Source organism: Trueperella sp. HMSC08H06, from assembly GCF_001808465.1.
Taxonomy (GTDB): Bacteria; Actinomycetota; Actinomycetes; order Actinomycetales; family Actinomycetaceae; genus Trueperella; species Trueperella bernardiae.
This window is the reverse complement of record NZ_KV793361.1, coordinates 17,722-40,613: the sequence shown is the minus strand read 5'-3', so window position 1 is coordinate 40,613 and position 22,892 is coordinate 17,722. Positions and strand designations below refer to the sequence as shown.

The following is a 22,892-nucleotide window of genomic DNA, read 5'->3' as shown; positions in this document are numbered from 1 at the left end:
CTTCACACGAGATGCCGTGTATACCCCGCAGACAAATCGGGGCGGTGCGAGTGAACATGGATGGCATGAGTGAGATTGATAAGGGAAAGGTGTGGACGATGGCGAAAAACATGCGCCTATTCGCCTTCATGGAATATCTGCGCGACCTCGACAACGACCCCGCACCCTCGGCTGTGAATCAGCAGATCGCCGAGTATCTTCGAGAGTTCATGACAACCGACCCGAAGCTGCTGCTCGGCGACGAGTAGGAGTTAGTCCTTGCGATAGTAATTACACTCGTACCCGTCCGCATCCAGCGGCAGGCCTTCAGCCCAGGCCGGGAGCGTGGACATGAGCTCGCAAGCATCAGCCACGGTGAAGCCGGAATTTTCGGGTTCGTCGATGACGATCTCGTCGTGAACATGCATCACAATCCGATGCCCCGTCTTGGCGACTGCGTGCATGCCAGTGACGAGCAGGTCACGAGCGATCGCCTGGACGATATTCTCGACGAGTTTTCCACCGTAGGTTTCGAGCTGTCCCCAGCGCCGTGCAGTGGTGGTGCCGGTGTAGGTGATAGACGTTCCACCCCACCTGTTCTCACCTAGACGCGGCTGGACGTAGGCAAGTCGTCTTCCGGAGGGCAATTCGATGAAGAGAATCCCAGACTCAACGCTAAAGCGCAGGTTGCGCAGCCGGATCGGCTGGCGCGACGTGATCGCGGCGATCGCGGCTTCTCCGACGTCTGCCCAGAGTTGGACGATGTGTGGGTTAGCTTGCCGCCATGCGTCCACGATTGGTTTGAGTTCGTGTTCAGCGAGTCCCATGGTGAGGGCTCCCATGGCTTTGAGAGCACCGACGGAGCCGCCATAACCGCAGGCGAGCACCGCAATTTTCCCCTTCTGGCGTAGCTCGCCATTAACGCCGTGTCTTTCTACTGGGACGCCGAACATGCGCGATGCGGTTTCGCAGTAGAGGTCTTTGCCCTCACGGAAGGCGGCCAGGGTGGTTGTTTCTCCGGCGAGCCATGCGATAACGCGCGCTTCGATTGCGGAAAAGTCCGCAACGATAAACCTGTGGCCGGTGCTGGGGATGAATGCGGTGCGGATGAGTTGGCTGAGGGTGTCGGGCACGGACTCGTAGAGCAGCTCAAGTGCGTCCAGGTTGCCCGTTCTAACGAGCGTGCGTGCTTGGTCGAGATCTGTCAGGTAATTCCTTGGCAGGTTTTGTACTTGGACGAGGCGTCCTGCGAAGCGCCCGGTACGCCCTGCTCCGTAGAACTGGATCAGCCCGCGTGCCCGGCCGTCACTGCCTGCGACATTTTGCATCGCCTGGTATTTCTTCACCGAAGATTTCGCCAAGTCGCCGCGAAGTTCGAGGACTTCCTTCACCTCACCGGTCACGGTATCGTGGGCGGCATGGACGTCGGCTTTCGCTAGTGATTCGAGTTCGCAGCCGTGGTTGTGGAGCCATTGTTTGAGCTGGATGGGCGAGTTCGGATTCTCCAACCCAGTCAATGTCTGTGCCCGAGCGAGTGTCGCGTTGCGGTGGTAATCGTCAACGGCGACAGCGTTGTCCACGAGCGTGTGGTCGAGAAGAATCCCGACATCATTAATGCGTTGGTCAAGAGCGTAGGTGTCCCATTCGGACTCCGGCATCGGAAAACAAGCCAGTCTGTCGTAGATGGCGAGCTCAACCTCGACATCGCGCCGGTTGTAGTCGATAAACTGTGCCCAGCCGGTCGGATCCGCTGATGGCGGATTACGACGCTTACCGCCGTTGAGAACGGAGGGTGCGGCGGGCGTGCAAAACTGCTTGATCAGCTTCTTGCCTACTGTGTCTTTTTGGACGTCGAGTTTAAGGACCGTGGCCACCGCATCGAGGCTCATCGGCAGACCAAGATAGGCCGACCAGATCATGGTGCACCGCCACTGCCTTGGGCCAAGAAACCCATCAGCGAGAAGCTCTGGATGATGCGCTCGTAGCCAAGCGGACAAGCAGACACGTTCGAAGGCGGCGTTATGCGCCCACTTCACGACGGACGGATCAACTAAAGCCGCCAGAACCTCGTCGGGTATAGATTGTCCGTTGGCGAGATCCACCACCTCGATCGGGCCGCCGTCAATCGAATAGCCGAACAGGAGCAGCTCGAAGTCTGAGTGCTCGGCATACGGGTAAAGACCCGTCTTAGCGAGCTGAACTGGACTGAAAGTCTCAATATCGATAGAGAGCATGCGCATGACGAGGTTCCTTTCACATAGAGGAAAAGTGGAGGGAACCAACAAGATGTGCTGATTCCCTCCACGTGTGGGGATGGTTAGTTCAAGAAGTCGTCGGCCGGTGCACCGAAGTCGGTCTCAGCGGAAACTCGTCCACCGCCAAGGGTTTCGCCGTCGCGGGTCTTTTGGATATTGCCCAGTCCGCAGGCGATACCACGGTTGCCGTTCGTGTTGAACGCATAGAAGGACAGGGATACGCGTGCGTAGCAGCCCGAGTACACTTTGGCGCGGTCCAGGATCGGGGAGACGCTCTGATCGACGATCTGGGGAGCGGTCAGGGAGTTCGCGTTGAGGAAGTAGGCGTTCGCGTAGGCTTCGTCGTCACGCTCGATATCCCCATCACGCAGCGGCAACTTGAGGGCGGCCTTGTTGGGTCGCTTGCCACCAAACTTGGCCGTCCCGGCGTCGATCGCCGCATCCACCGCGCGCTCGATGGCGGTGATGGTGGCCGTGTCCGTCTTCGGGATGATCAGCGACACGGAGTACTTGGGCTTGCCGCCCTGGATGGAGTTCGGCTCCCAAATATGGGCATAACTGAGGCGTACTTCGCCGGTAACAATGCGAGTTGGATTAGTAGCGGTTGTCATGTTTCTTTCTTCTTTCTTCTAGTTGTCGTTACTGAAATCGGTGGCCGCACTCACCAGTTCGAGTGCTGGCCGTTTATCGGATGCAGGAACCAATGTGGGTTTGCCTGCAGGTTTGGTCACGAGATCGCCGAGGATCTCGTTGAAGGTGGATTTGCCCATGAGCTTTTCCATGGCTGTGAGGGTGATGAGCTTGCGGTCATAGATGTCCTTGTAACCTGCTGCCTCCGCCGCCGCAGCCACGTCGGTTTCGGAGGTGTATTTGCGTACCGACCGACCTGCGACGAGCTTGAAGCCCTCAAAGACCACGCCCTGGTTGACGGCTTTTGAGAGTGCGTAGGCTTCGACATCCGACGCCCATGTTTTGAGCTGCGGAATCCGGGCCAGCACGTCAGCGATTTCTGCATCACTCAGTTCTGCTGGTGGGGCGAACTCGTGCTTCGCGAGAGCGAGGTTGGCTTCGGCTCGTGCCCGACACGTCGGTGCAATACGGCAGAACTGGCACCACGAGCCGGGACAGAACTCGCCCCCACCCGCCGCTGCCAGTTCGGCTTTCGGCTTGACCTCCGTCTTGGCCCACGCGAGGAGGTCGGCGACCGGCACCTCCCAGGTGTCGACGTTGCCGCGCCGGGGCTGGTAGATCGTCAATGATACCGTCTCGATGTCGTACAGGTCGCCGAAGGTGTGGAGCGCTCCGAGCGCGTACAACATGAGCTGCGGATTGTGCTCGGCTTGGACCAGCACGCCTTGCCCGTACTTCAAGTCGATGATCTGGAGTGTGGGTTCGGCGATGATCACGCAATCCCCGGTGCCAAAACCTCCCGGAACCACATGGCTGAAATCCAGGCGTTGCTCGATCAGCACCTGCGGATCACCACAGGATTCTTGGGCGATGGAGATGCGTTCTTGGACGAACGCCACATAGTCGTCCGTGAGGTTTTCCATCTCGTCATCAACCCAAGTTGAGACTGGCCGCTTCGAGCGCTGCTTCAAAGTGCGACGGAGCTTGTGCTCAGCCAGTGCATGGGCGGTGGTGCCTTGCTCGGCAGCAGCAGACGTAGATTCTGGCTCATCGGATTCGAGGCGAGCGGAGGGGGTGCAGTTCAGCCACCGATGCGCACCCGACGCCGAGAGGAGTGCGTGATCAGACGGTGCCATCAGCAATCTCCTTCGCCCGATCGAGCAACCAGCCGTACTTCGCCGGGTCAACCGCTGAGAGCTTGTCCGCGCCGGTGGCAACAATCAGCTCGCGCACCTGCTCGGTCAGACCCTGACTGGAGAGCCCGGCAAGCACGCCGCGCACGTCCTCCAACGACACAGGCTCCAGCTCCAGCTCAGGTACCGGTTCCGGTGCCTGCTGATGGGTAGCCTCGTACTCAGCAGACGCTTCTTCCAAGTCGGGCTGTGCGAGCTCGGCGGCGGCGATTGGACGGCTACCTAGCATCCCGGCGTGATCTTCAAAGCCTTCCCACGCGGTCTCCTCAATCGCAGCCGCCAGCATCGTGACGCCTTCGGCGATCCGATTCAGCGCGAGAATATATTTGTTCGAGTCGGTGACGTTCACGCCGCATCACCGCCCTTAGCTATGACACCGACCACCTCGGCCAGCGCCATCAAGTCATCGGCTGGCTCCACGATCTCGACGGAGCCGACTTGGTTGCCGGGCACGAGCACGGTGACCCGTTGCTTGCGGCCCAGGAGCTTGGCCACGAGGCGTTCGCGCAGACTGACGGTACGGGCGGAAACCAGCGAGTCATCTGGCGCATCGTCGGTGACGTTGATGCGAAGCTTGTGCTTTGCCATAAGTTTTCCCCTTTCTGGAGGATTCGAAACAGTGCTTGCCGCCGTGTGGGGCTTGCACTCATACGTCCTCGGGGCGGGGTGAATCCGGACGGGCGTGCCCGAACTTCTTATGGATCCGGTTCAGCGCGCGGGTGACGCTCTTACGCACCGCATCAGCCAGTTTGTTGATCTCGGCCTGGTCAGCTTCGGGATGCTCCAGGCGGGCGATGTCGGCGTAGGAGAGATCTTCACCTAGCGACAACGTGAGGTACTTGCGCTGCTGATCAGTCAGCGGCAGCAGGATCTCGGCGACCAGCTTCTCAGCGTCCTCCATATCCGTCTGGCAAATCAATTGGAATTCGGGGTCGAACACCTCGCCCTCCCGCACCATCGCCCGCACGTAGTCACGCCGTAGCCGCTTAACGTGGAGTTGAGGGTCGAGGAGGTCGTCCTCGTTCCCGAACTCGGCTTGCTTGCCCTTGCCCCGACGCTTGCGGTCGTTCTCACGGTCACGAAAGCGCTGGTAGGCGTCCTCCAGCCACATCACCTTCCATGCCGGGAGGAAATCTGGGTCAAGGATCTGGTCGCGGAACTCTTGATCGTCTGGGAAGTCGATGAGTTCGACCCAGGCGTATCCGCGCTTGGATGGCAGGTAAACCTGCCAATGGTTATGACCCTGAGAGTCGGTCTTGCAACGGCTGGCGTACGGGCGAGGTTGTGGTTGGAAAGTAGGTGTAGCCACGGTGGGCTCCCTTCGAAATGAAGGGAGACCCGTTCAGAGGTATGAAGTTGTGCCGGTCAGCAGGGAGGCGTTCAAGGGACAGCGAAGGCGGGCACCTACGAATAGATGCCCGCCGACGCGCCTCGAACGGATCTCCCGATGAACGGTGGACCACCGTGCTCGATCACAGCTCGGCGTATGAGTAGTGCTGAGCTGACGTCTTGCTCTGGCTCTGCCCAGATCCGGTCGTGTTCAACCGCGCAATCCTTCAACCCAGAAGTAGAATCGAAGGGTCGGACGGCTGCGTACAACCGGGTCTGACTAAAGCTTCTCTAATTTCGATGAACGCTGAACGATCGCACCGTCCCTATCCGTCCGAACACCGTCCATGAACGTCCAAATGGTGAAGGAGGATAGCGATGCAGATGTCTGAGCTGATCCATTTCCTTCACGTGGGTGCAGCAGATGCCGATGACGGCGGTGGCCACTTCCTTCTGACGCTCAGCGACGAATCCCTCACAGACGACAAACGAGGTCCAGGGCTGAACCTGCTCTACGGGAAGCCAAAGGATCTCCTCGGCCACAATGATGAGAAGTCCTACGCTCATTACGCTGAGCGCCGTCAACGTTGGTACACAGCCACCACACGCCCGATGCCCGCCTACATCGCCAAGTTCTGGCACGCGAACTTCGACCGAGAAGGCTTCATGAGCTACGTGGACCGTCAGATCAAAATCGGAGTTCGCCAGGACTGGCTCCCGATCCTGCGAGCCAACGGATACGACGTTTCCATCACAACCCTGCCCGAAACACTGGCCGACCTGTTCACAACGGGATTGGCGAACCTGGCAGAAGGAAGGGACCTCATCGACGATCGCCCGTGGGACACTTCCTTGATCAACGCGACTTCCCAAGAGCCCGTGAAAGAAGTGCTTCAAAAACAGCGATTTGCAGACCTCAAGCCCGCTGACATCTATGTGGAAGGAAACGAGCTTGTCGTGGGCGCCTATCGTGTGCAGATGCCCGCCCAGAAGACGGTTCCCACAAAGCCGAGCGCCTTCGAGCGCAAGTACACCAACCAGCTAATCCGGCTGTTGTGCGAGGAATGCGGGATCGAGGTCTCGATCGACTCGCTTCGCGAGAACGGCGGCGACTACCTCGAGGACTTCAACATTGCCCGTCAGGACTACTACCTCGCCGACGGACTGCGCGAGGTCATGAAGGATTCCAGCCTCGATGGTGAGGCCGAGTTCGAAAAGATCAAGGACGACACCTACTCAGGTGTTCGGCCCACACATCGAAAGAAGCATGCATCCCCCTACGAGAGGATGCAGGCAACACTCGAGCAGGCCGCGAACGTCCCGCTAACCAAGTCGCACGTGCCCGAGGCGACCGGGCTGTTCCACACCGAGCACCGGCACGGGATCACCCACATGTTGGTCAACGATGAACGACTGAAGTGGGTCGATGATGACAACTAGCCCCTACAACTCCGCTTTGGCGATAGCCACCAGAATCACTGTTATCCTCGCTGCACGTCCGCAAGTGATGCGCACCGAACGAGGACTGGCAGCAATCGACCTGCTGACTACGAACGCTGGCCAGTTCGGCCTCTACCCGGCCAACCTTCATGGCGACTCCATCTTCGTCGCCACCGAGTTCGCAGCCCGAAGCAAGAACATCACCAAAGGTCTCCGGTACGCTGTCACCCACGAGCTCATCACCCCAGTCAAAGACGATAACGGCATCAGGTTCACAATCAACGACAACGGCAAGAGCTTCGTCAGCAAACTGGCCAGCCAGTACCTGACCGATTACCAACGGGCACTCAACCCAGTGCTTGCATACGTTGATTCTCGAACCGACCGCGAAGTGATGCGCCGTATCGAGCAACACGGCATTGAGCCGATCAAGGAGGATCGCCCATGACCAACGGGTTCTGGATCGAAAGCATCCACTACACAGGCGAGAAAGTTGTTCCTACCACCGTCGAGTTCAAGCCCGGCGTCAACATCGTCCACGGCCCCTCCGACACCGGCAAGACCTACCTGGCCAAAACCATCAAGTACATGCTCGCCGGATCAACCAGGCCCTTCCCCACCGAGACCGGCTACTCCGTTATTACGATGACCCTGCGCACCGACGAGGGCAAGGTCAAACTCACCCGAACCATCGGCTCATCCAAAACCACCATCTCCGCAGACCATGTCTTCGGCATCGTCACTGACGAGTATGCCGCCCAGCCCACCGAGAACAACGAGAACGAATACACCGTCTCCGACGCTCTGCTACGCCTCATGGGCATCAAGGAACGCCGCGTCGTACTGACCAACCAGTATGGCAGTCGCAAGCCCCTGACCTGGAAGACGTTCTCCGACACCCTCCACCGCTCCGAAGGTCGCATCACCTCCGAGGAATCCATCTTCTCCACAGCCAAGTTCGCAACACTCTCGGCGTTCCTCACTTTGTTCTACGACCAAAATCTCAGCCTTCTCCCCGAACATGAAGACCCCGCAGATCAAAAGGTCCGCAAAGACATCCTCGCCCCGCACCTGGACCGACGACTCCGCGAGATCGAGACCCGGCTCGGTATTCTCCAGGATCAGTTACAGGAGACTGGGGATCGTGACGTCAGCCAAGAGATCACGTCCCTCACCACTCAGCTCCAGCAGCTCAACCAGATCCAAGACACCGCGAGGTTCGAACTCGCTAATGTCACTGACAAGATCGCCAAGGCCGAGCAGGAACTAACGGTGCGGTCTATGTCGGCACGACACTACGACGACCTCGCCTCGGTCTACGTCGGCAACATCAAACGCCTCACCTTCATAGCCGACGCTCAAACCGCGATCGAAGGAACCGAGCCACCAGCGGCCTGCCCATTCTGCGATAGCCCACTCGAAGCGCATCAAGAAACTGACTATCGGCACGCAGCTCAAGCAGAAGCAGAAACGATCGCTGAAGACCTTGAGGAGCTCAGCACTGTTCGAGCTTCACTCGACCAGCACGTACATGTACTCGAGCAGCGTCTCGAAGCGCTCCGTGAGAAGCAACGCGACATCGAACGTCAACTCGCCCAGGCGGTGCTCCCCCAGATCACACGAGTTCGGGACCAAATCCGCTCACTCGAAAGCCACCAGGCAGCCGTCACTGAGTACAAGATGCTCGAGTACGAGCATGAAGACATCCGCGAGCAGCTCACAGATATCCTCAATCCGGTCGAACTTGACACCGAGTTCGAGCCCGCAGCGCACTTCCCACGCGAGTTCTACACGGAGATGACTCGCTACATCCGCGAGATCCTCACCGAGACCCACTTCGGCGATGCCGACAAGGCCTTCTTCGACCCGGACACCTTCGACATCAAGATCGGCTACAAAGCCAAGCGCTCACACGGCAAGGGCTACCGTGCTTTCTTCAACACCATCCTTGTACTCGCACTACGCCAGTACATTCACGAGCACGCACTCCACAAGCCCAACGTCGTCGTGCTCGACACCCCCACCCTGGGCCTGGAACACCAAAAGAGTGGCGACGGCCTAGTAACAAGCAGAGACGAGAACGGTCGCCCGAGGCTGGGTCTACTGCGAAACCTGTTCGACCACATGGTCGACACAGGAGAATTCGGCCAACTCATCATCCTCAACAATACCGACGTCACCCCGACGACTGACTTCGGCAGCATCGACTCCACAGAACTCGTCTTCGGAGAGCACGACGAAGCGGACCGCTCCGGACTACTAGTCGACCTACGCGAGGGTGACGAAGTTCAAGACCTCGACGGCATCGAGCAGCCAAGCCTGCTTGATGATCTAGAGACCCGCGCGGACTAACCGATTCCCAGCATCCCTCCGCCCACACATACGCATTCCTCGACACTCGTTCCTCCAAAGCTGGGCCGTTGACCACGACAACCGGTGGTGCCCCTTGTTCTGGAGTGATAGAAAGAGAGGGTCGCAACGTTCGAAGTGGGTGTGGTATCTTATGGCGCTTCTCTCAGGCGGAGGAAAACTCTCCGGTAAATCTCGCACAATCATCACTACTCGACGCCCCACGACTAGAAGATCTGGATTTGGCGTGAAAGAGGGCAACACCGGAGGTCTTTACGAAGTCGAGGAGTCGATGTCGGCCTACGCTTTGAGCCCAGAAAGCCCAGTTCGAATTACCTTCTCGGTACCCCAAGGAATTGATGTGTTCTCGGGTTTCGGAATCTGGTACGCGGTCGATACTGAGGAGCCTAGCGAGGTCAAGATCCGCCAGATCTCTGGTGTAAAATACCCACTCACGAACAAGATCTTTCCAGAGCCAAATTGGAGCAAGTTGGGGTCGATGTGGCTCGGCGATACAGAAGATCCAGCAGAGATCACATTCGAGTTCACAACGGCCAAGCCAACGAACTTCTACGTGTATGAGGCGCTTGCAGGAACCGTCTCCGAGCCAGAGCTCGACGTCGCACCTTCAGCTCTTACGAAGAACATGTACATGTTCGCACCTGAAGCACTCTTTGTCGTAGAACAAGGTAGCATTCAAATTGATGCGACCGAGATTGACGCCACAAAGGAAATCACCCTAAAGAACTGCAACCGTTGCGGTCGGTACCTCCCAATCAACACGAGTAATGAACGCCAGCACTTGTCTTTCTCCAATCACTGCACCGCACTCCACAAGGTGCCGTGTCAGGATTCAACGTTCAGCAAACTAAAGCGGCCCGGCGAGAAAAGCCCCTCTCTAATACTCCGTAATGGATTCCAACTCGAGTGCCGATTCTGCAAGAAGTTCTACGTGAACGCAGCTCTAAATCCACAGAGGACAGTCGGCCAGATGCGAGAGGATGGCCAACGGCGACGAGCATTCGAATTGCTCGTTAACAAGGCAATCGGTCGAAGCCCGGTGGTTCAGTATCGCGAGGAGAACCAGGGACGTGAACTCTCGGATGACACTTGGAAGCGATTCGACAAGAAATGTTTCAAGTGCCAGAAACAATTGAAGCTCCAAGACGTGAATCTAGACCACACACGTCCTCTAGCGCTTCTTTGGCCACTCGACGCAACAGCGACTGCTTTATGTAAGGACTGCAACACCGACAAGCGAGATCGGGTGCCCGCAGAGTTTTACACCTCAAAGGAACTAGAAAAGCTGGCCCAGATCACGGGGTTGAGTCTTGATGAGCTCAAGTCTCCGCACCCCAATGTGAAAATCCTGGACTTAATTTGGAATCGACGCGACTGGGTGTTTGGAGAATTCTTCGAAGATTCCAACTTCGCGAAGATCCGTCAAGGGAAAGACACACGGAACCTGATCGTCAAGGCTCTGGACAAGGCTGCGCAGCGTGCCCCTGAAGGCCATCGATACGACTTCTCCGGTGCCTACGCTGCTTTCCTTAAGAATAAGAACTGATGGAACTTTGTCGCCCCTTGGTCCCGGATGCCGAACTTCTCTGCTCCTTCGACTGATTCATCGAATCCAAAGACGTACTCAAACTTTTCGGCGGCCAGTTCTTGGAGTTCGCTTCGCATGTCGATCTTGGCTGTCTTGCCCAAATGAAGGATTAGCCGTCCGCCCGGTTTAAGCCATCGGTGTGCTGCGTCATAGAATTCGCCGTATACCCCTAGCCCCTTTTTCTGCTGTTCCTCCAAGAACTCGGGTTTCTTCGCACGAAAGTCCTCTGGATCCCATCCAGCTGCCCATAGCCTCATCCAATTGGATGAATGAAACCTCGTGGATCCTGCAAAGGGAGGTGAAGTGATGACGGCATCAACTGACCCCACTTCCGGGATGGCTTCGTATGATCCCCAGTAAGCCCTGCCGTCTAGTAAATCGCCACCTAGCTCGATAGGCAGCCCCCCTGCAGCTACGGACTTGTCCAGTTTGGCCACGATTCGTGAAGACATCTCCCGGTATTCAAATTCGCCCTTCGGCTTGAGAGGCGTAACCGGATGCGAGGTTCTCGACAGCGCATAAGGGCGATTTCCGTGCAGAATGTGCAGAAAGGCAGAGAAAATGAGAGCATGCTCACGGTCAAGGTCGTGGATATGCTGCTTGATATAGGTACGTGCATTCACGATCTCGGCAAGATTCTGTGGATGGAAATACTCGCTGAGCGTCCCATTCAAACCGAAGCCCGAGGCAGCTTCGAGAACCGCAGGATCCGGAGTAGCAGTAGTGACGTACTCCAGAAATTCAGCGGTCCGCTCATTAAGGACATCATTATCAATCGGTGAGACTTTGGCGAACGACAAGATATATGCGAGTTCCTGCAAATCGTTCGCAATGGCAATCCGTCCCTGGAGCCTCGCTTCCAGCGGGATCGTTCCGGAACCGGAGAATGGGTCGAGAACTGTGTCTCCCGGTTGCGTGAACAATTTGACCAAAAAGTGGGCGATTGAGGGCTTTAGCTTCCCCTGGTAAGAACACAACGAATGTAGAGGGTTTCCCCATGCTCGGCTCGAGTACGGAGACCTTGTGTACGGAAGCTCAGCAAGTGCCTTAGCTCCCTCAAGATAGTCACCCATATTTCACTCCTTGACGTATCTCATGACACGCTGTGTCAAAGTCATCCCGTTTCTCGAACGTCTCGTTCGGAGAACTGTCTGATCCAATGCTTCAAAACCGGCCTCACGGATCATTACATCCAGAAGCGTATGGGTCGGCACATGAACACCAGCGAACTGTGAATCACCAATGTCAAAGGACAAAACTCCCCCGGATTTCAGCGCCTCATGTATCTTGCTGATCGCCTTATGCATGTCTGCGAAATAGCCGGTCACCATGACGGGGATTCTGGAGTCATACGCATCTGCCTCAAGTGCGCTGACTATTTCCTCGAAAGCGGGAAACTCAACCGTTTCATATTCACGGCGCGAAGACACATTGTTGATACCTGCCGTGATGCCCTGTTGATAAAAGCCCCCGAGCTCCTTCTCTGATTCGATGATGTTTAGAACTCGCATCTCAAGTTTAGTGTTGCGGAAGTAATTCGTGCCGTTGAGATACGGAGGCGACGTCACCACAACATCTACGCACTCCCTTAGATCAGAATCTCGTACGTCTTCTGAGACAAAAGCGAAATATCCGGGCCGTGCACGAGGTACACCAGAGAGATCGTTAATCAGTTCACCGAACTTGGCGATCGCCGTCTCCTTAAACGGATAGACGTTTTTCGCACGCTCTCGGTCGTTTGCGAACCTTAGATCGCCGCGTCGGATCATGCGTGATACCGGAACAACGATCGAAGCAAGCACAACTTTCAGTAAGTCACGGATAAGATCGTCTGATTCTTCCTCGATGAACTCCCGCATGACGTGAATTCCAAGTAGTGCATCTTCATCGAAAAAGCGGTCGAAATCTCCAAGACTGCGGTTTTCATGAGCTTTTAGTCCCACCACATCCAGCCCTCTGAACCGTTCTTGCCAGTTGCGCAGCCTCGACAAGTCCAGCTCGCCATCCATCGCAAGTGCCGTGGATTTCATCTTTGTTTGCGCAATGAGGCTCATCACCGGGTTGATCTCTGAATACAGACCGTCAAGCCCATTCATTACCGCAGTCAGAGGAGTGGTACCAGAACCCCCAAACGGGTCGTAGACCACCTCTCCGGCCTGGCGATTCCGTAGCTCATACTCGACAAGTTGCCGAGAATACCCTTCCAAGTACGGAAACCAACGGTGGACCGGCTCATTCTTATTCGGCCTGAAAGTACCCGACAACGGGCGCTGCTCGTCGCGAGTCACTACATCTTCAATCTCAACGTTCAAGGTTTTACAAATCTTTTCAATTGTTATTAGGGAGACGTTGTCATTCCTAGCCAGCCTCGCCATCGTGGAAGGGGTGATGCCTGATGCCTCTGACAGTGAAGTCTTGCTCATGCCTCGACGCGCTAGCGTCTCCCAAAGGGGCTGATACGACACCACCTGAATCACCTCAGAAGTAAATTTACCGTTACTTGTAGGTCACAACCAAGTCCAAACGCGGGGTAGTTCAGCACATCTGGAACCGATGCGTCTGGCTGTATGTCGCACCTTATGACGCCGCACCGACACTTTTTGGCGCCCACCCCGTACTTTTTGTCGGCGACCTGCACTATTTGACACCCTCGGGCGCTCAGGCTGCCAGGCCGCCGGTAAGACACCCCTAATGGCTCTCAACTGGGCTCCCGTCCTCTACTCCCGAACCCACCCTGAACGCACGGAACCCCTCGCTTTCCGCGTTCTACCTAGTAAAACTCGGAACTCGAGGGGTTCTCAACGTACCCGCGCTTTTTATCCAAAAGTGAGTACAAATGGTGGAACCTGCGAGAAGTGAACCGGTTTCTGCTTCACCTTGCCCGTCTTGCCTGTGAGCGCTCCGCATTAGGTCCCTGCTCACCCTTATTGTCATGTCGAACTTTTTCCAAAGTAATGACGAGGATCGCGTGTGTCTCCGGTCAGCTACGCTCTGTGGCCGCGAGTTTACCGGCGCGCATCACGGGGCTCCAGCGTTGCGGCAGGTTGAGGGTGACGGCCTCGCCGGTGATGAACACGAATCCGAGCCTGCCATCGGTGAGCATGCACCCGCCCTCCAGCACGGCAAGGAAGTCCGGGATGTGGAGGGCGAGTTGCGTCGGCGGCGCGGTGAGGAGCTTGTCGATCGCGGCACGTAGAGCCGAGGAACGTCGCCGTGCACCAGTTGCGCGCAGGCTGTCCACGACCTGGTCGACTGCCGTGCTGTTGTGCCCAGCGAGCACGCCGATGGATCCCGCACTTCTCTGTCTATCTGATACCTTTCGGCGGCACTCATACTTTTCGGCGGAACCCACACTTTTTGGCACTACCCCCTGAGAGCACTATTCGCGACCCAATCGAAGCACCCAAAACCTGCTCGGACACCCGCTTCCACGCCCGATCCAAACCGTGCCAGAAGCACAACAAACCCCTCGAATTCCTTGTGTTACCTAGTAAAACTCGGAACCCGAGGGGTTCTGTTCGCACTCATACTTTTGTATCAAAATGAGCGTCCTAGTGGAGCGGGCGACGGGAATCGAACCCGCCTCTGCAGCTTGGGAAGCTGCCATTCTACCGATGAACTACGCCCGCGAGGGTGACCCCATCTTATCCATCCATCGCCTCCGACGCCAATCGGCCCATCCCCGTCTCCGCCTCCAAGCCCTCCGGCCGCGTTGCTACCGCCGCACGGGCCGATCCTGGACCGCAGACCGTCGCCCGCCCCAAGACCGCGCCCACCCACTTGGTGAAATCCGCCGCCCGCCACCGCGGGCCGTGAAAGAATTGGGACATGCTTCTTTCTGATCGTGACATCCGGGCCTACGTCGCTGACGGGCGGATCGCCATCGACCCGTGGGATCCGGAGATGGTTCAGCCGTCGTCGGTGGACATCCACCTGGACCGCTTCTTCCGCCTCTTCGACAACCACAAGTACCCCATGATCGACCCGTCGCAAGCGCAGCCGGAGCTCACGCGCCTGGTGGAAGTCTCGGCGGACAGCAGCCTGGTCCTGCATCCGGGCGAGTTCGTGCTCGGCTCCACCTACGAGCAGATCACGCTTGCCGACGACGTCGCCGCCCGGCTCGAGGGCAAGTCGAGTTTGGGGCGACTCGGGTTGCTGACGCACTCGACGGCGGGGTTCATCGACCCGGGCTTTTCCGGTCACGTGACACTGGAGCTGTCGAACACGGCGACCATGCCGATCATGTTGCTGCCGGGGATGAAGGTGGGGCAGTTCTGTTTCTTCCAGCTGTTGTCGGCGGCGGAGGCTCCCTACGGTCAAGGGGCGAGGGGCTCGCGTTACCAGGGCCAGCGCGGCCCGACTGCCTCCCGCTCGGACCTGAATTTCCACAGGATCGACGTCTCGGACCACAACTTTTAAGGCCAGCCCAAGAGCGGGCCTGCTGCACCGGCGGGCGGACTCACGCCCGCCCGCACCCGCCGCCCACATCCCTACTCCGGCTTTGCTCTCAGGCTGCACCGCGACATTTCTTATTTCTTTCTCTAGGATTAGTAGGGGAGAAAAGCACCTGTTCGTTGCCATGGTCTGGGGAGACGTATGCTGATTTTGTTGGCCGCTTTCGCGATGGGTGCGCTCGCGGCGCCCGCGATCATGAAGGCGGGCCGACGCGGCTACGTGTACCTCGCGGCGATTCCGGCGCTCTCTTTCGTCTACCTTGCCGCCCAGGGCCCGGCGGTGATGCGCGGTGACTTCCCGTCGGAGAATTACGCGTGGGTGCCGCAAGTGAGCCTGGAGTTGACCTTCCGCCTCGATCACCTCTCGTGGATGATGTCCCTGATCGTCACGGGCGTGGGTACAGCCGTCCTTTTCTATTGCGCCCGCTATTTTTCCGCCTCGGCCCACGGCATGGGCCGTTTCGCGGGGGTCTTCGTGGCGTTTGCGGGCGCGATGCTGGGCCTGGTCACCACCGACAACACGCTTGCCCTTTACCTTTTCTGGGAGCTGACCTCGGTCTTCTCCTTCCTCCTCATTGGCTTCCAGTTCGACAAGCAGGCATCGCGCCGCGCCGCGATGCAGGCGTTCATTGTGACCACTGCGGGCGGCCTCGCCATGCTCGCTGGCCTCATCACGCTGGGTAACATCCCGGGCGGCTCGTATGTGATCTCGGAGCTGGTGGCCTCCGCCAGCAGTGGCACCCTCGGCGTCGCGGCGATCGGCGCGGAGTCGACCCCGCACGCCGTCATCGTCGTCGCCGTCGCGGCAGTCCTCATCGGCGCGATGGCCAAATCCGCGATCATCCCCTTCCACTTCTGGCTTCCCGCCGCGATGGCCGCCCCCACGCCTACCTCCGCCTACCTGCACGCGGCGGCGATGGTGAAGGCCGGCGTCTACCTGGCGGCCCGCCTTGCCCCCGGCTTCTCCGACCTCGCGGCCTGGCGCTACATGATCCTTGCCGGCGGGATCGCCACCCTGGTCCTCGGCGGCTACCGCGCGCTCAAGCAGTACGACCTCAAGCTCGTCCTCGCCTTCGGCACCGTCTCCCAGCTGGGCCTCATCCTCCTCATGGTCGGCTACGGCACCCCGGCGATGCTGCTCGCGGGTCTCGGCATGCTGGTCGCCCACGCGATGTTCAAGTCCACGCTCTTCCTCGCGGTCGGCCAGGTCGACTGGGCCACCGGCACCCGCGACCTTCGCGAGCTCTCCGGGGTCGGCCGCCAGATGCCGGTCACGGCGTCGGCCGCCGCGCTCGCGGGCCTGTCGATGGCGGGCGTGCCCGGGTTCGCGGGCTTCGTGGCGAAGGAGGCCGCCCTCCACGCGCTCATCGGCGGCACCACTGCCGATACCCTCACCTGGCTCGCGATCGCCGCCGGCTCGATCTTCACGGTCGCCTACACCCTGCGCTTCTGGTGGGGCGCCTTCGCGGACAAGCCCGGCGCCCGCACCCCGGTCAAGCGCCGCTCGCCCATGCTTACCGCGCCCATCGTGGTCCTCTCCCTCGCCGGCCTCGTTTTCGGCCTGGCGGGCGGGCTTCTCGACGCCGTCTTCCAGCCCTACGTCCGCGCCCTCCCGGGAGATTCGGGCCACCTCGCGTCCTGGCCGGGGATCGGCGCGCCGTTCCTGGTCACGACCGTGATCCTCGCGGCCGGCGTCGTGCTGTTTGCTGCGCGCACCACGATCGAGCCGAGCCTTCGCGCCCACGACTTCCCCGTCTCAGCCGACCGGGTCTACCACAGGATCGTTTCCGGCCTGGAGGACCTGTCGGGCTCGGTCACGGCCTTCACCCAGCGTGGCTCGCTCCCGGCTTACCTTTCCACGATCTTCACCTTCACCGCTTTCGCGGTCCTGCTCGTCTTCAGTGTGGGCGACTGGCAGGGAAGCATCAGCTTGCGCCCGTACGACTCGGTGTCCCAGGCCCTGGTCGGCGTCGTGACAATCGTGGCCGCGATCCTCGGCGCCCGCGCCCGCCACCGCATGAAGGCCGTGCTGCTGATCGGCGCGTCGGGCTACGGGGTGGCCCTCCTCTACGAGCTCTACGGCGCGCCGGATCTTGCGCTTACCCAGGTGCTGGTGGAGACCATGTCGTTGGTGGTGTTCATCCTCGTGTTGCGCCGACTGCCCGCTTATTTCTCCCACCGCCCGTTGCGCTTTTCGCGCACGTGGCGCATCATCGTGGCCACCGCGTTCGGCGCGATGACGGCGGTCCTCGGCGTCGTCGCCGCCGGCGCCCGCATCCACACCCCGATCTCGGTAAACTTCCACGACGAGGCCTACACTTACGGGTACGGCAAAAACATCGTCAACGTGACGCTTGTGGACATCCGCGCGTGGGACACCTTCAGCGAGATCGCCGTGGTAGTGGCCTGCGCGATCGGCATTTCCTCCCTCCTCTTTATCCGCGACCGCGGCGGGCGCATCGACCGCTTCCGCAACCTCCAAGCTCCGCGCACGAACGTGGCCGGCCAGCTCATCGCCCCCGCGCGCGACGACGCCGGCCCCACCTGGCGCCGGACCCGGGCACGAGTGATCGAGTCGTCGGTGGTGGCGCCGGCCCGCAACCGGCGTTGGCTGGTCGGCACGGACCAGGTGCCCTTCGGGCGCCGCTCGGTGATCTTAGAGGTGGGCACGCGCCTGGTCTTCCACACGATCGTGGCCGTGTCGGTCTTCTTCCTCTTCGCAGGCCACAACGCCCCCGGCGGCGGATTCGCGGGCGGCCTGCTCGCGGGCATCGCGCTGGTACTGCGCTACGTGGCGGGCGGGCGCTACGAGCTGGGCGCGGCCGTCCCCCTCCACCCGGGTCACCTCATGGGCGCGGGCCTAGCCACCGCCGGCGTGGCCGCGCTGGTGCCGGTGGCGCTCGGCGGCACGATCCTACAGTCGGCGAAGATCGAGCTGATGCTCTGGGGTTTCGGTGACGTCAAAATCGCTACCGCGATCTTCTTCGACATCGGCGTCTACCTGGTGGTGGTCGGCCTCGTGCTCGACGTCTTGCGCTCCCTCGGCGCCGAAATCGACCGCCACGGCGAGGTCGAAGCCGCCGACGAGCCGCACTACCAGCTACGCCCCTCCGCCGATTCCCGCCGGGACACCTCCGACGCGGAGCAGGCCCGCTCCTACGACGCCGTCCCAGGCGTTGCGCCCGACGCGCCGATTCCCGCGGGTGCGCCGGTAGTGGCACCCGCGGCCCAGCCCACCACGGCCGGCCCAGCCCAATCTGCTGTGGCCCAGTATGCCCCGGCGCCTGGCCCCGCACACCCGCCCCACACAGAGAGCGAGTTCGACATCGACACCACGGGCCTGACCACCATCGCTTCCGACCCGGCCACCACCTCCACGGCCCTGACCGGACGGGAGGAAACCCGATGAGTTCCTCCCTTGCGCTCGCGATAGTGTCCGGCGTGCTCGTCGCCGTCGGTATTTATCTGGTGCTTGAGCGCTCCCTGTCGCGCATCGTGCTGGGCCTCGCGGCCCTCACCAACGGGGTCAATATCCTCATGCTCATCGCGGGCGGCCCCTCTGGCGCGCCGGCCATGGTGGGGGAGGCCGCGCAAGAAGACATGGCCGACCCGCTGGTCCAAGCCATGATGCTCACCGCGATCGTCATCTCCCTTGCCCTCACCGGCTTCCTCCTCGCGCTCGCTTACCGCTCCTGGCAGCTCAACGCCTCCGACGAGGTCCAAGACGACCTCGAGGATCGCCGCATCGCCGACCGCACCGAGGACGCCAAGTTCGAGGCCCGCACCGACAAGCCCGCCGACCTCGAGCTCGACGCCCCCGACATCCGCGACGAGACCGACGACGACCCGGCCTCTCCCGACGAGCCTGGCCCGGCCGTCGTCGACGCCGCCCCCGCGGCCCACCCCGGCCCTCACGAGGGGAGGCGCTCATGACCTGGGACTTCCTCGTGGCCCTGCCCGTGGTGCTGCCGTTGTTCGGCGCGGGCCTGTCGTTGGCGTTTGCCTCTGTGCGCCGCCTCCAGGGCATCCTCTCGGCCGGCATCCTTGGCATCGTGTGGCTGGTCGCAGGCACGCTACTGGTGATGTCCGCGTCGGGCCCGGTTGTGCTTGACGTCGCGAACTGGGCGGCCCCCGTCGGCATCTCGCTGGTGGCCGACCGCCTGAGCGCCATCATGCTCTTCACCTCGGTCACGGTCACGCTCACGGTTCTGCTGTATTCGCTGGCCCAGGGCGCGGCCGACGGCGACGACGCCGCCCCCATCGCGGTCTATCACCCCGCCTTTCTCCTGCTCTCGGCGGGCGTGTCGAACGCGTTCCTCAGCGGGGACCTGTTCAACATTTACGTGGGATTCGAGCTGCTACTGACGGCATCGTTCGTGCTCATCACCCTGGGCGGTACGCGCGACCGCATCCGTTCAGGCACGGTGTACGTGGTGGTCTCGCTCATTTCTTCGGTGGTCTTCCTCATTGCCATCGCGATGACGTACGCCGCGGCGGGCACGGTCAACCTCGCCCAGCTGGCGCTGCGCCTACCCGAGATCGACCCGGGCGTACGGATCGCGATCCAGGTGATGCTGCTGGTCGGTTTCGGTATCAAGGCGGCGGTCTTTCCGCTGTCGGCTTGGCTGCCCGACTCCTACCCCACCGCCCCCGCGCCTGTCACCGCCGTGTTCGCCGGCCTGCTCACGAAGGTGGGCGTGTATGCGATCATCCGCACCCAGACCCTCCTCTTCCCCTACAACCGGCTCACGCTGGTGATCGGCGTCGTCGCGATCCTCACGATGCTCATGGGCATCCTCGGCGCGGTGGCCCAGCAGGACATCAAGCGCCTGTTGTCCTTCACCCTCGTGTCCCACATCGGCTTCATGATCTGGGGCATCTCGCTGTACTCCGTGCACGGGCTGGGCGCCACGATCTACTACGCCGTCCACCACATCACCGTCCAGACCGCCCTGTTCCTGGTGGTGGGCCTGGTCGAACGACGCGGCGGCACCACCTCGCTCATCCGCCTCGGCTCGCTTGCCAAGCTCTCCCCGATCATCTCCGCGCTCTACATCGTGCCGGCCCTGAACCTGGCGGGCATCCCGCCGGGGTCGGGATTCTTCGGCAAGGTGGGGCTCATTCAGGCCTCCGTCGACCGCGGCGCGATCATCGACTGGGGGCTCATCATCACGGGCATCGTCTGCTCGCTGCTCACCCTCTACGCCGTGTCGCGCGCGTGGAACATGGCCTTCTGGCAGACCGCCCCCGAACCGCTCTCCGCCAAGCCGATCCCGTGGGGGATGACCGGCGCCGCCGGCGCGCTCGTGACGTTCTCGCTCATCATCTCCTTCTTCGCCGGCCCGATCTACAACTTCACCGAAGGCGCCGCCACCGAGCTCAAGGCCCGCTCGCCCTACATCGTGGCCGTCCTGCCCGAGGGCGGGCGCGGCAGCGGGGAGTCGAAGGTTCCCGAAGCCGTGAGGCAGCCCGCGCCCGCGAGCACCGAGGAAGGAGGCCGTCGTGGCTAACGACTACACGCCATCCGCGCGCGCCATTTACCGCGTCGCCCGCCGCCCTGGCCGCTTCCCGCATGCCTCGGTGGGCATGCTCGCCTGGCTGACTGCGGTGTGGGTGTTGCTGTGGGGCGAGTTCTCGGCGGGCAACGTACTGGCCGGCCTCATTGTGGCGCTCGGGATCACCACCGTTGCGCCCTTCCCCTACACGCCGTTCGACGGGCGTTCACGGCCCATCGCCGTCGTCGTGCTGGTCGCGCGCTTCCTCATCGACATCGTCATTTCCTCCGCGCAGATCGCCGCGTTCATCCTGCGCGGCAAGCACCCGCAGGCCGCGATCATTCGCGTCCACCTGCGCTCCCACTCCGACGTCTACCTCGCCACGATCGCCGGCATGACGGCGCTAGTGCCGGGTTCTGTGGTGGTCGAGGCGCACCGCGTGAGCGGCACGCTCTACGTCCACGTGTTCGACACCGAGCTGGCTGGCGGTGTGGAGGGCGTGCACCGAACCGTGCTCGAGCTCGAGGAACGGGTGCTGCGGGCTTTCGCTTCGCACGACGAGCTTGTCGACGCCGGCTACGTGCCCGGCCCCACCCGCCGCTACGGGCGCCTGCCCGTCCCCTACGCGCCGGCCACGGGTGAGCCGCGCGAGGTCCGGGAGGGGAGCTCATGACGTACGTTCTCGGATTCTGCATGGCGCTGCTATTTATCGCGTCGCTGCTGGTGCTCATGCGGATCTTCCGCGGGCCCACGGCCCTGGAGCGGATGGTGGCGCTTGACGTCATGACCTCGGTGGTCATCGGCGCGGTGGCCCTTCTCGCCGCGCTCACCCGCCGCGAGGACCTACTCGCCCTGTTCGTGGCCCTGGCCCTGGTCGGCTTCGTCGGCTCGACCACGCTCGCCCGCTTCATCACCCCCGGGGTGGCCAAGCGCTACCCCGAGCGCCGCGACGACGCCCGGCGGGGTGCCGCCCCGAACGCCCCCGGGCAGAGCGGCGTGGCTGGGCCGAGCGGCGTCGGTGGGCTGAATGACGCCGCGCAGGGCGCTACTGGGCGAAATGGCGCGGCTGGCGGCTCGGGCGTCGTCGAAGAGGGGAGGCAGCCGTGAACTGGGCACAAATCGCCGACTGGGTGGGGATCACTCTCATCGTCACAGGCTCACTGTTTACCCTCATCGCCGCGATCGGAGTGTTCCGCTTCCGCGACCTGCTGGCGATCCAGCACGTGGCCACCAAGCCGCAGACGTTCTCGCTCATCATGCTGATGGTGGGGGTCTCGCTCATCGTGCGCAGTGCGACCATGACGTGGACGATGATGCTGGTGATCGGCTTCCAGCTGATTACGGCGCCGATCTCGGCGCACATGATGTCGCGGGCGGGGTATCGCACGGACCGGATCGACAAGAGCGCGCTGATCATCGACGAGCTCGGCGAGGACATGACTGTTGGCGACGACCACGGATGAGCCCGCCGCCCGACGGATCTGGCTGCCGGATCTGACCGCAGGATCTGGTGGCTGGAATGGTCCTGGCCGCAGACAATTCCGCCTGCCCGGGCGAACGCGCTGGCCAGAGACTAGGATGAGACCAACTAGGTTTTTGGAGGATCAATGAACATCGGCTGGAAACTGATCACGGTCGGAATCGCTGGCGCGGCCGGCGCGGCGTCGAACTTGGTGGTCAACCAGGTGTGGGAGAAGGGACTGGGCAAGCAGCGTCCCACTGACGAGGCGGAGATGATGCAGATGCCGATGCGCGACGTCGTGGTCTTCACCGCCGTCACCGCCGTGGTGTCGGCCGTGGTGTCCACTGCGCTCAAGCGCAAAGCCGCGGAGTGGTACGGGGCGTAACGTTCCCCTTCTCGCGCCCTCGCCCTCTCGGGCCTTCGGACGCAGATGCTGCACTACTCGGCAAGATGCGCCACTACTCGGCAAGATGCGGCACTACTTTACCGTTATTTAGTGCCGCATCTGTTAGTTTAGTGCCGCATTTGCGATAGCAGGCGCCCGCGGGGGCGGCGCGGGCGTGGTCGACGTCGTCGTGGGCGATTTGGTACGGTAAGGCGTACGACAGGGGAGCGCACATGCGCTGAGAGTGCGGAAACGCAGACCCTCGAACCTGCTCCGGTTAGCACCGGCGAAGGAAGTCGAGCTCTCCCCGGG

General features: G+C 61.0%; 22 protein-coding genes, 1 tRNA gene and 1 riboswitch. Of the genes, 13 read left to right on the top strand and 10 right to left on the bottom strand.

Annotated features, from left to right (window positions below; translation table 11 throughout):
* The first annotated feature begins 65 nt into the window (after window positions 1-65).
* The gene (locus HMPREF3174_RS05935; protein WP_246783070.1) at window positions 66-248 is read left to right on the top strand and encodes a hypothetical protein; all 183 of its coding nucleotides are present in this window, start codon (window positions 66-68) and stop codon (window positions 246-248) included.
* 3 nt (window positions 249-251) lie between these two features.
* On the opposite strand, the gene HMPREF3174_RS05930 is transcribed toward HMPREF3174_RS05935, so the two are convergent.
* The 6 genes from HMPREF3174_RS05930 to HMPREF3174_RS05905 all read right to left on the bottom strand — a co-directional run bounded on the left by HMPREF3174_RS05930 (window position 252) and on the right by HMPREF3174_RS05905 (window position 5,366).
* Window positions 252-2,219 (bottom strand): DNA polymerase, encoded by a 1,968-nt coding sequence (locus tag HMPREF3174_RS05930; RefSeq protein ID WP_070448205.1) that lies wholly within the window; start codon window positions 2,217-2,219, stop codon window positions 252-254.
* A gap of 77 nt (window positions 2,220-2,296) precedes the next feature.
* Complete coding sequence (locus HMPREF3174_RS05925; RefSeq protein ID WP_070448204.1) at window positions 2,297-2,845, bottom strand: DUF2815 family protein; 549 nt, start codon at window positions 2,843-2,845, stop codon at window positions 2,297-2,299.
* Between the two features lie 18 nt (window positions 2,846-2,863).
* The gene (locus HMPREF3174_RS05920; protein WP_070448203.1) at window positions 2,864-4,000 is read right to left on the bottom strand and encodes a DUF2800 domain-containing protein; all 1,137 of its coding nucleotides are present in this window, start codon (window positions 3,998-4,000) and stop codon (window positions 2,864-2,866) included.
* The gene (locus tag HMPREF3174_RS05915; protein WP_070448202.1) at window positions 3,987-4,406 is read right to left on the bottom strand and encodes a hypothetical protein; all 420 of its coding nucleotides are present in this window, start codon (window positions 4,404-4,406) and stop codon (window positions 3,987-3,989) included. Before HMPREF3174_RS05915 ends, HMPREF3174_RS05920 begins: the two co-directional genes overlap by 14 nt.
* Window positions 4,403-4,645, bottom strand: a complete 243-nt coding sequence (locus HMPREF3174_RS05910) for a hypothetical protein (protein WP_070448201.1) — start codon at window positions 4,643-4,645, stop codon at window positions 4,403-4,405. Before HMPREF3174_RS05910 ends, HMPREF3174_RS05915 begins: the two co-directional genes overlap by 4 nt.
* Window positions 4,646-4,703: 58 nt before the next feature.
* On the bottom strand, window positions 4,704-5,366 hold the full coding sequence (locus HMPREF3174_RS05905; RefSeq protein ID WP_246783069.1) for an RNA polymerase sigma factor: 663 nt from the start codon (window positions 5,364-5,366) through the stop codon (window positions 4,704-4,706).
* A 398-nt stretch (window positions 5,367-5,764) separates the two neighbouring features.
* Here HMPREF3174_RS05905 and HMPREF3174_RS05900 point away from each other — a divergent pair, with 398 nt between their 5' ends.
* From HMPREF3174_RS05900 to HMPREF3174_RS05885, 4 genes are all read left to right on the top strand, one after another.
* The gene (locus HMPREF3174_RS05900; protein ID WP_070448199.1) at window positions 5,765-6,826 is read left to right on the top strand and encodes an ABC-three component system protein; all 1,062 of its coding nucleotides are present in this window, start codon (window positions 5,765-5,767) and stop codon (window positions 6,824-6,826) included.
* On the top strand, window positions 6,813-7,274 hold the full coding sequence (locus HMPREF3174_RS05895) for an ABC-three component system middle component 2 (protein WP_270975971.1): 462 nt from the start codon (window positions 6,813-6,815) through the stop codon (window positions 7,272-7,274). Before HMPREF3174_RS05900 ends, HMPREF3174_RS05895 begins: the two co-directional genes overlap by 14 nt.
* Window positions 7,271-9,178 (top strand): ATP-binding protein, encoded by a 1,908-nt coding sequence (locus HMPREF3174_RS05890; RefSeq protein ID WP_070448197.1) that lies wholly within the window; start codon window positions 7,271-7,273, stop codon window positions 9,176-9,178. Before HMPREF3174_RS05895 ends, HMPREF3174_RS05890 begins: the two co-directional genes overlap by 4 nt.
* 244 nt (window positions 9,179-9,422) lie before the next feature.
* Window positions 9,423-10,742 (top strand): HNH endonuclease, encoded by a 1,320-nt coding sequence (locus HMPREF3174_RS05885; RefSeq protein WP_148132180.1) that lies wholly within the window; start codon window positions 9,423-9,425, stop codon window positions 10,740-10,742.
* Here the strand turns inward: HMPREF3174_RS05885 and HMPREF3174_RS09030 are convergent.
* The 4 genes from HMPREF3174_RS09030 to HMPREF3174_RS05865 form a co-directional block, all read right to left on the bottom strand.
* Window positions 10,712-11,857, bottom strand: coding sequence for a DNA methyltransferase (locus tag HMPREF3174_RS09030; protein WP_083297697.1), 1,146 nt, complete (start codon window positions 11,855-11,857; stop codon window positions 10,712-10,714). The two genes, HMPREF3174_RS05885 and HMPREF3174_RS09030, sit on opposite strands and share 31 nt — an antisense overlap.
* 3 nt (window positions 11,858-11,860) lie before the next feature.
* The gene (locus HMPREF3174_RS05875) at window positions 11,861-13,249 is read right to left on the bottom strand and encodes a helix-turn-helix domain-containing protein (RefSeq protein WP_256359247.1); all 1,389 of its coding nucleotides are present in this window, start codon (window positions 13,247-13,249) and stop codon (window positions 11,861-11,863) included.
* A 515-nt stretch (window positions 13,250-13,764) separates the two neighbouring features.
* A complete protein-coding gene (locus tag HMPREF3174_RS05870) occupies window positions 13,765-14,064 on the bottom strand; it encodes a hypothetical protein (RefSeq protein ID WP_246783068.1) in 300 nt (99 codons plus the stop codon).
* 275 nt (window positions 14,065-14,339) lie between these two features.
* Window positions 14,340-14,413 (bottom strand) — tRNA-Gly (locus HMPREF3174_RS05865).
* 199 nt (window positions 14,414-14,612) lie between these two features.
* Here HMPREF3174_RS05865 and dcd point away from each other — a divergent pair.
* The 8 genes from dcd (at window position 14,613) to HMPREF3174_RS05820 (ending at window position 22,580) form a co-directional block, all read left to right on the top strand.
* Window positions 14,613-15,203, top strand: coding sequence for a dCTP deaminase (gene dcd, locus HMPREF3174_RS05855; protein WP_070448193.1), 591 nt, complete (start codon window positions 14,613-14,615; stop codon window positions 15,201-15,203).
* A 177-nt stretch (window positions 15,204-15,380) separates the two neighbouring features.
* Entirely contained in the window at window positions 15,381-18,647 is a 3,267-nt protein-coding gene (locus HMPREF3174_RS05850) for a Na+/H+ antiporter subunit A (protein ID WP_070448192.1), read from the top strand.
* Window positions 18,644-19,171 (top strand): Na(+)/H(+) antiporter subunit C, encoded by a 528-nt coding sequence (locus HMPREF3174_RS05845; protein WP_062614101.1) that lies wholly within the window; start codon window positions 18,644-18,646, stop codon window positions 19,169-19,171. The genes HMPREF3174_RS05850 and HMPREF3174_RS05845 overlap by 4 nt, the downstream gene beginning before the upstream one ends.
* Entirely contained in the window at window positions 19,168-20,748 is a 1,581-nt protein-coding gene (locus HMPREF3174_RS05840) for a Na+/H+ antiporter subunit D (RefSeq protein WP_062614100.1), read from the top strand. Before HMPREF3174_RS05845 ends, HMPREF3174_RS05840 begins: the two co-directional genes overlap by 4 nt.
* Entirely contained in the window at window positions 20,741-21,406 is a 666-nt protein-coding gene (locus HMPREF3174_RS05835; protein WP_062614099.1) for a Na+/H+ antiporter subunit E, read from the top strand. Before HMPREF3174_RS05840 ends, HMPREF3174_RS05835 begins: the two co-directional genes overlap by 8 nt.
* Window positions 21,403-21,840: an MrpF/PhaF family protein gene (locus HMPREF3174_RS05830; protein ID WP_083200525.1), complete on the top strand. Its 438-nt coding sequence runs from the start codon at window positions 21,403-21,405 to the stop codon at window positions 21,838-21,840. Before HMPREF3174_RS05835 ends, HMPREF3174_RS05830 begins: the two co-directional genes overlap by 4 nt.
* Window positions 21,837-22,196, top strand: coding sequence for a monovalent cation/H(+) antiporter subunit G (gene mnhG, locus HMPREF3174_RS05825; protein WP_068538540.1), 360 nt, complete (start codon window positions 21,837-21,839; stop codon window positions 22,194-22,196). Before HMPREF3174_RS05830 ends, mnhG begins: the two co-directional genes overlap by 4 nt.
* 144 nt (window positions 22,197-22,340) lie before the next feature.
* Window positions 22,341-22,580: a DUF4235 domain-containing protein gene (locus HMPREF3174_RS05820; RefSeq protein WP_062614097.1), complete on the top strand. Its 240-nt coding sequence runs from the start codon at window positions 22,341-22,343 to the stop codon at window positions 22,578-22,580.
* Window positions 22,581-22,791: 211 nt separating this feature from the next.
* Window positions 22,792-22,892, top strand: a riboswitch (TPP riboswitch).

Bases quoted from the DNA above. Each gene is read 5' to 3' on its own strand.
- HMPREF3174_RS05830 (WP_083200525.1), top strand. From the start codon at position 21,403: ATGACGTACGTTCTCGGATTCTGCATGGCGCTGCTATTTATCGCGTCG.
- HMPREF3174_RS05890 (WP_070448197.1), top strand. From the start codon at position 7,271: ATGACCAACGGGTTCTGGATCGAAAGCATCCACTACACAGGCGAGAAA.
- HMPREF3174_RS05895 (WP_270975971.1), top strand. From the start codon at position 6,813: ATGATGACAACTAGCCCCTACAACTCCGCTTTGGCGATAGCCACCAGA.
- HMPREF3174_RS05935 (WP_246783070.1), top strand. From the start codon at position 66: ATGAGTGAGATTGATAAGGGAAAGGTGTGGACGATGGCGAAAAACATG.
- HMPREF3174_RS05845 (WP_062614101.1), top strand. From the start codon at position 18,644: ATGAGTTCCTCCCTTGCGCTCGCGATAGTGTCCGGCGTGCTCGTCGCC.
- HMPREF3174_RS05910 (WP_070448201.1), bottom strand. From the start codon at position 4,645: ATGGCAAAGCACAAGCTTCGCATCAACGTCACCGACGATGCGCCAGAT.
- HMPREF3174_RS05930 (WP_070448205.1), bottom strand. From the start codon at position 2,219: ATGCGCATGCTCTCTATCGATATTGAGACTTTCAGTCCAGTTCAGCTC.
- HMPREF3174_RS05820 (WP_062614097.1), top strand. From the start codon at position 22,341: ATGAACATCGGCTGGAAACTGATCACGGTCGGAATCGCTGGCGCGGCC.
- HMPREF3174_RS09030 (WP_083297697.1), bottom strand. From the start codon at position 11,857: ATGGGTGACTATCTTGAGGGAGCTAAGGCACTTGCTGAGCTTCCGTAC.
- dcd (WP_070448193.1), top strand. From the start codon at position 14,613: ATGCTTCTTTCTGATCGTGACATCCGGGCCTACGTCGCTGACGGGCGG.
- HMPREF3174_RS05840 (WP_062614100.1), top strand. From the start codon at position 19,168: ATGACCTGGGACTTCCTCGTGGCCCTGCCCGTGGTGCTGCCGTTGTTC.
- HMPREF3174_RS05925 (WP_070448204.1), bottom strand. From the start codon at position 2,845: ATGACAACCGCTACTAATCCAACTCGCATTGTTACCGGCGAAGTACGC.
- HMPREF3174_RS05850 (WP_070448192.1), top strand. From the start codon at position 15,381: ATGCTGATTTTGTTGGCCGCTTTCGCGATGGGTGCGCTCGCGGCGCCC.
- HMPREF3174_RS05920 (WP_070448203.1), bottom strand. From the start codon at position 4,000: ATGGCACCGTCTGATCACGCACTCCTCTCGGCGTCGGGTGCGCATCGG.
- HMPREF3174_RS05900 (WP_070448199.1), top strand. From the start codon at position 5,765: ATGCAGATGTCTGAGCTGATCCATTTCCTTCACGTGGGTGCAGCAGAT.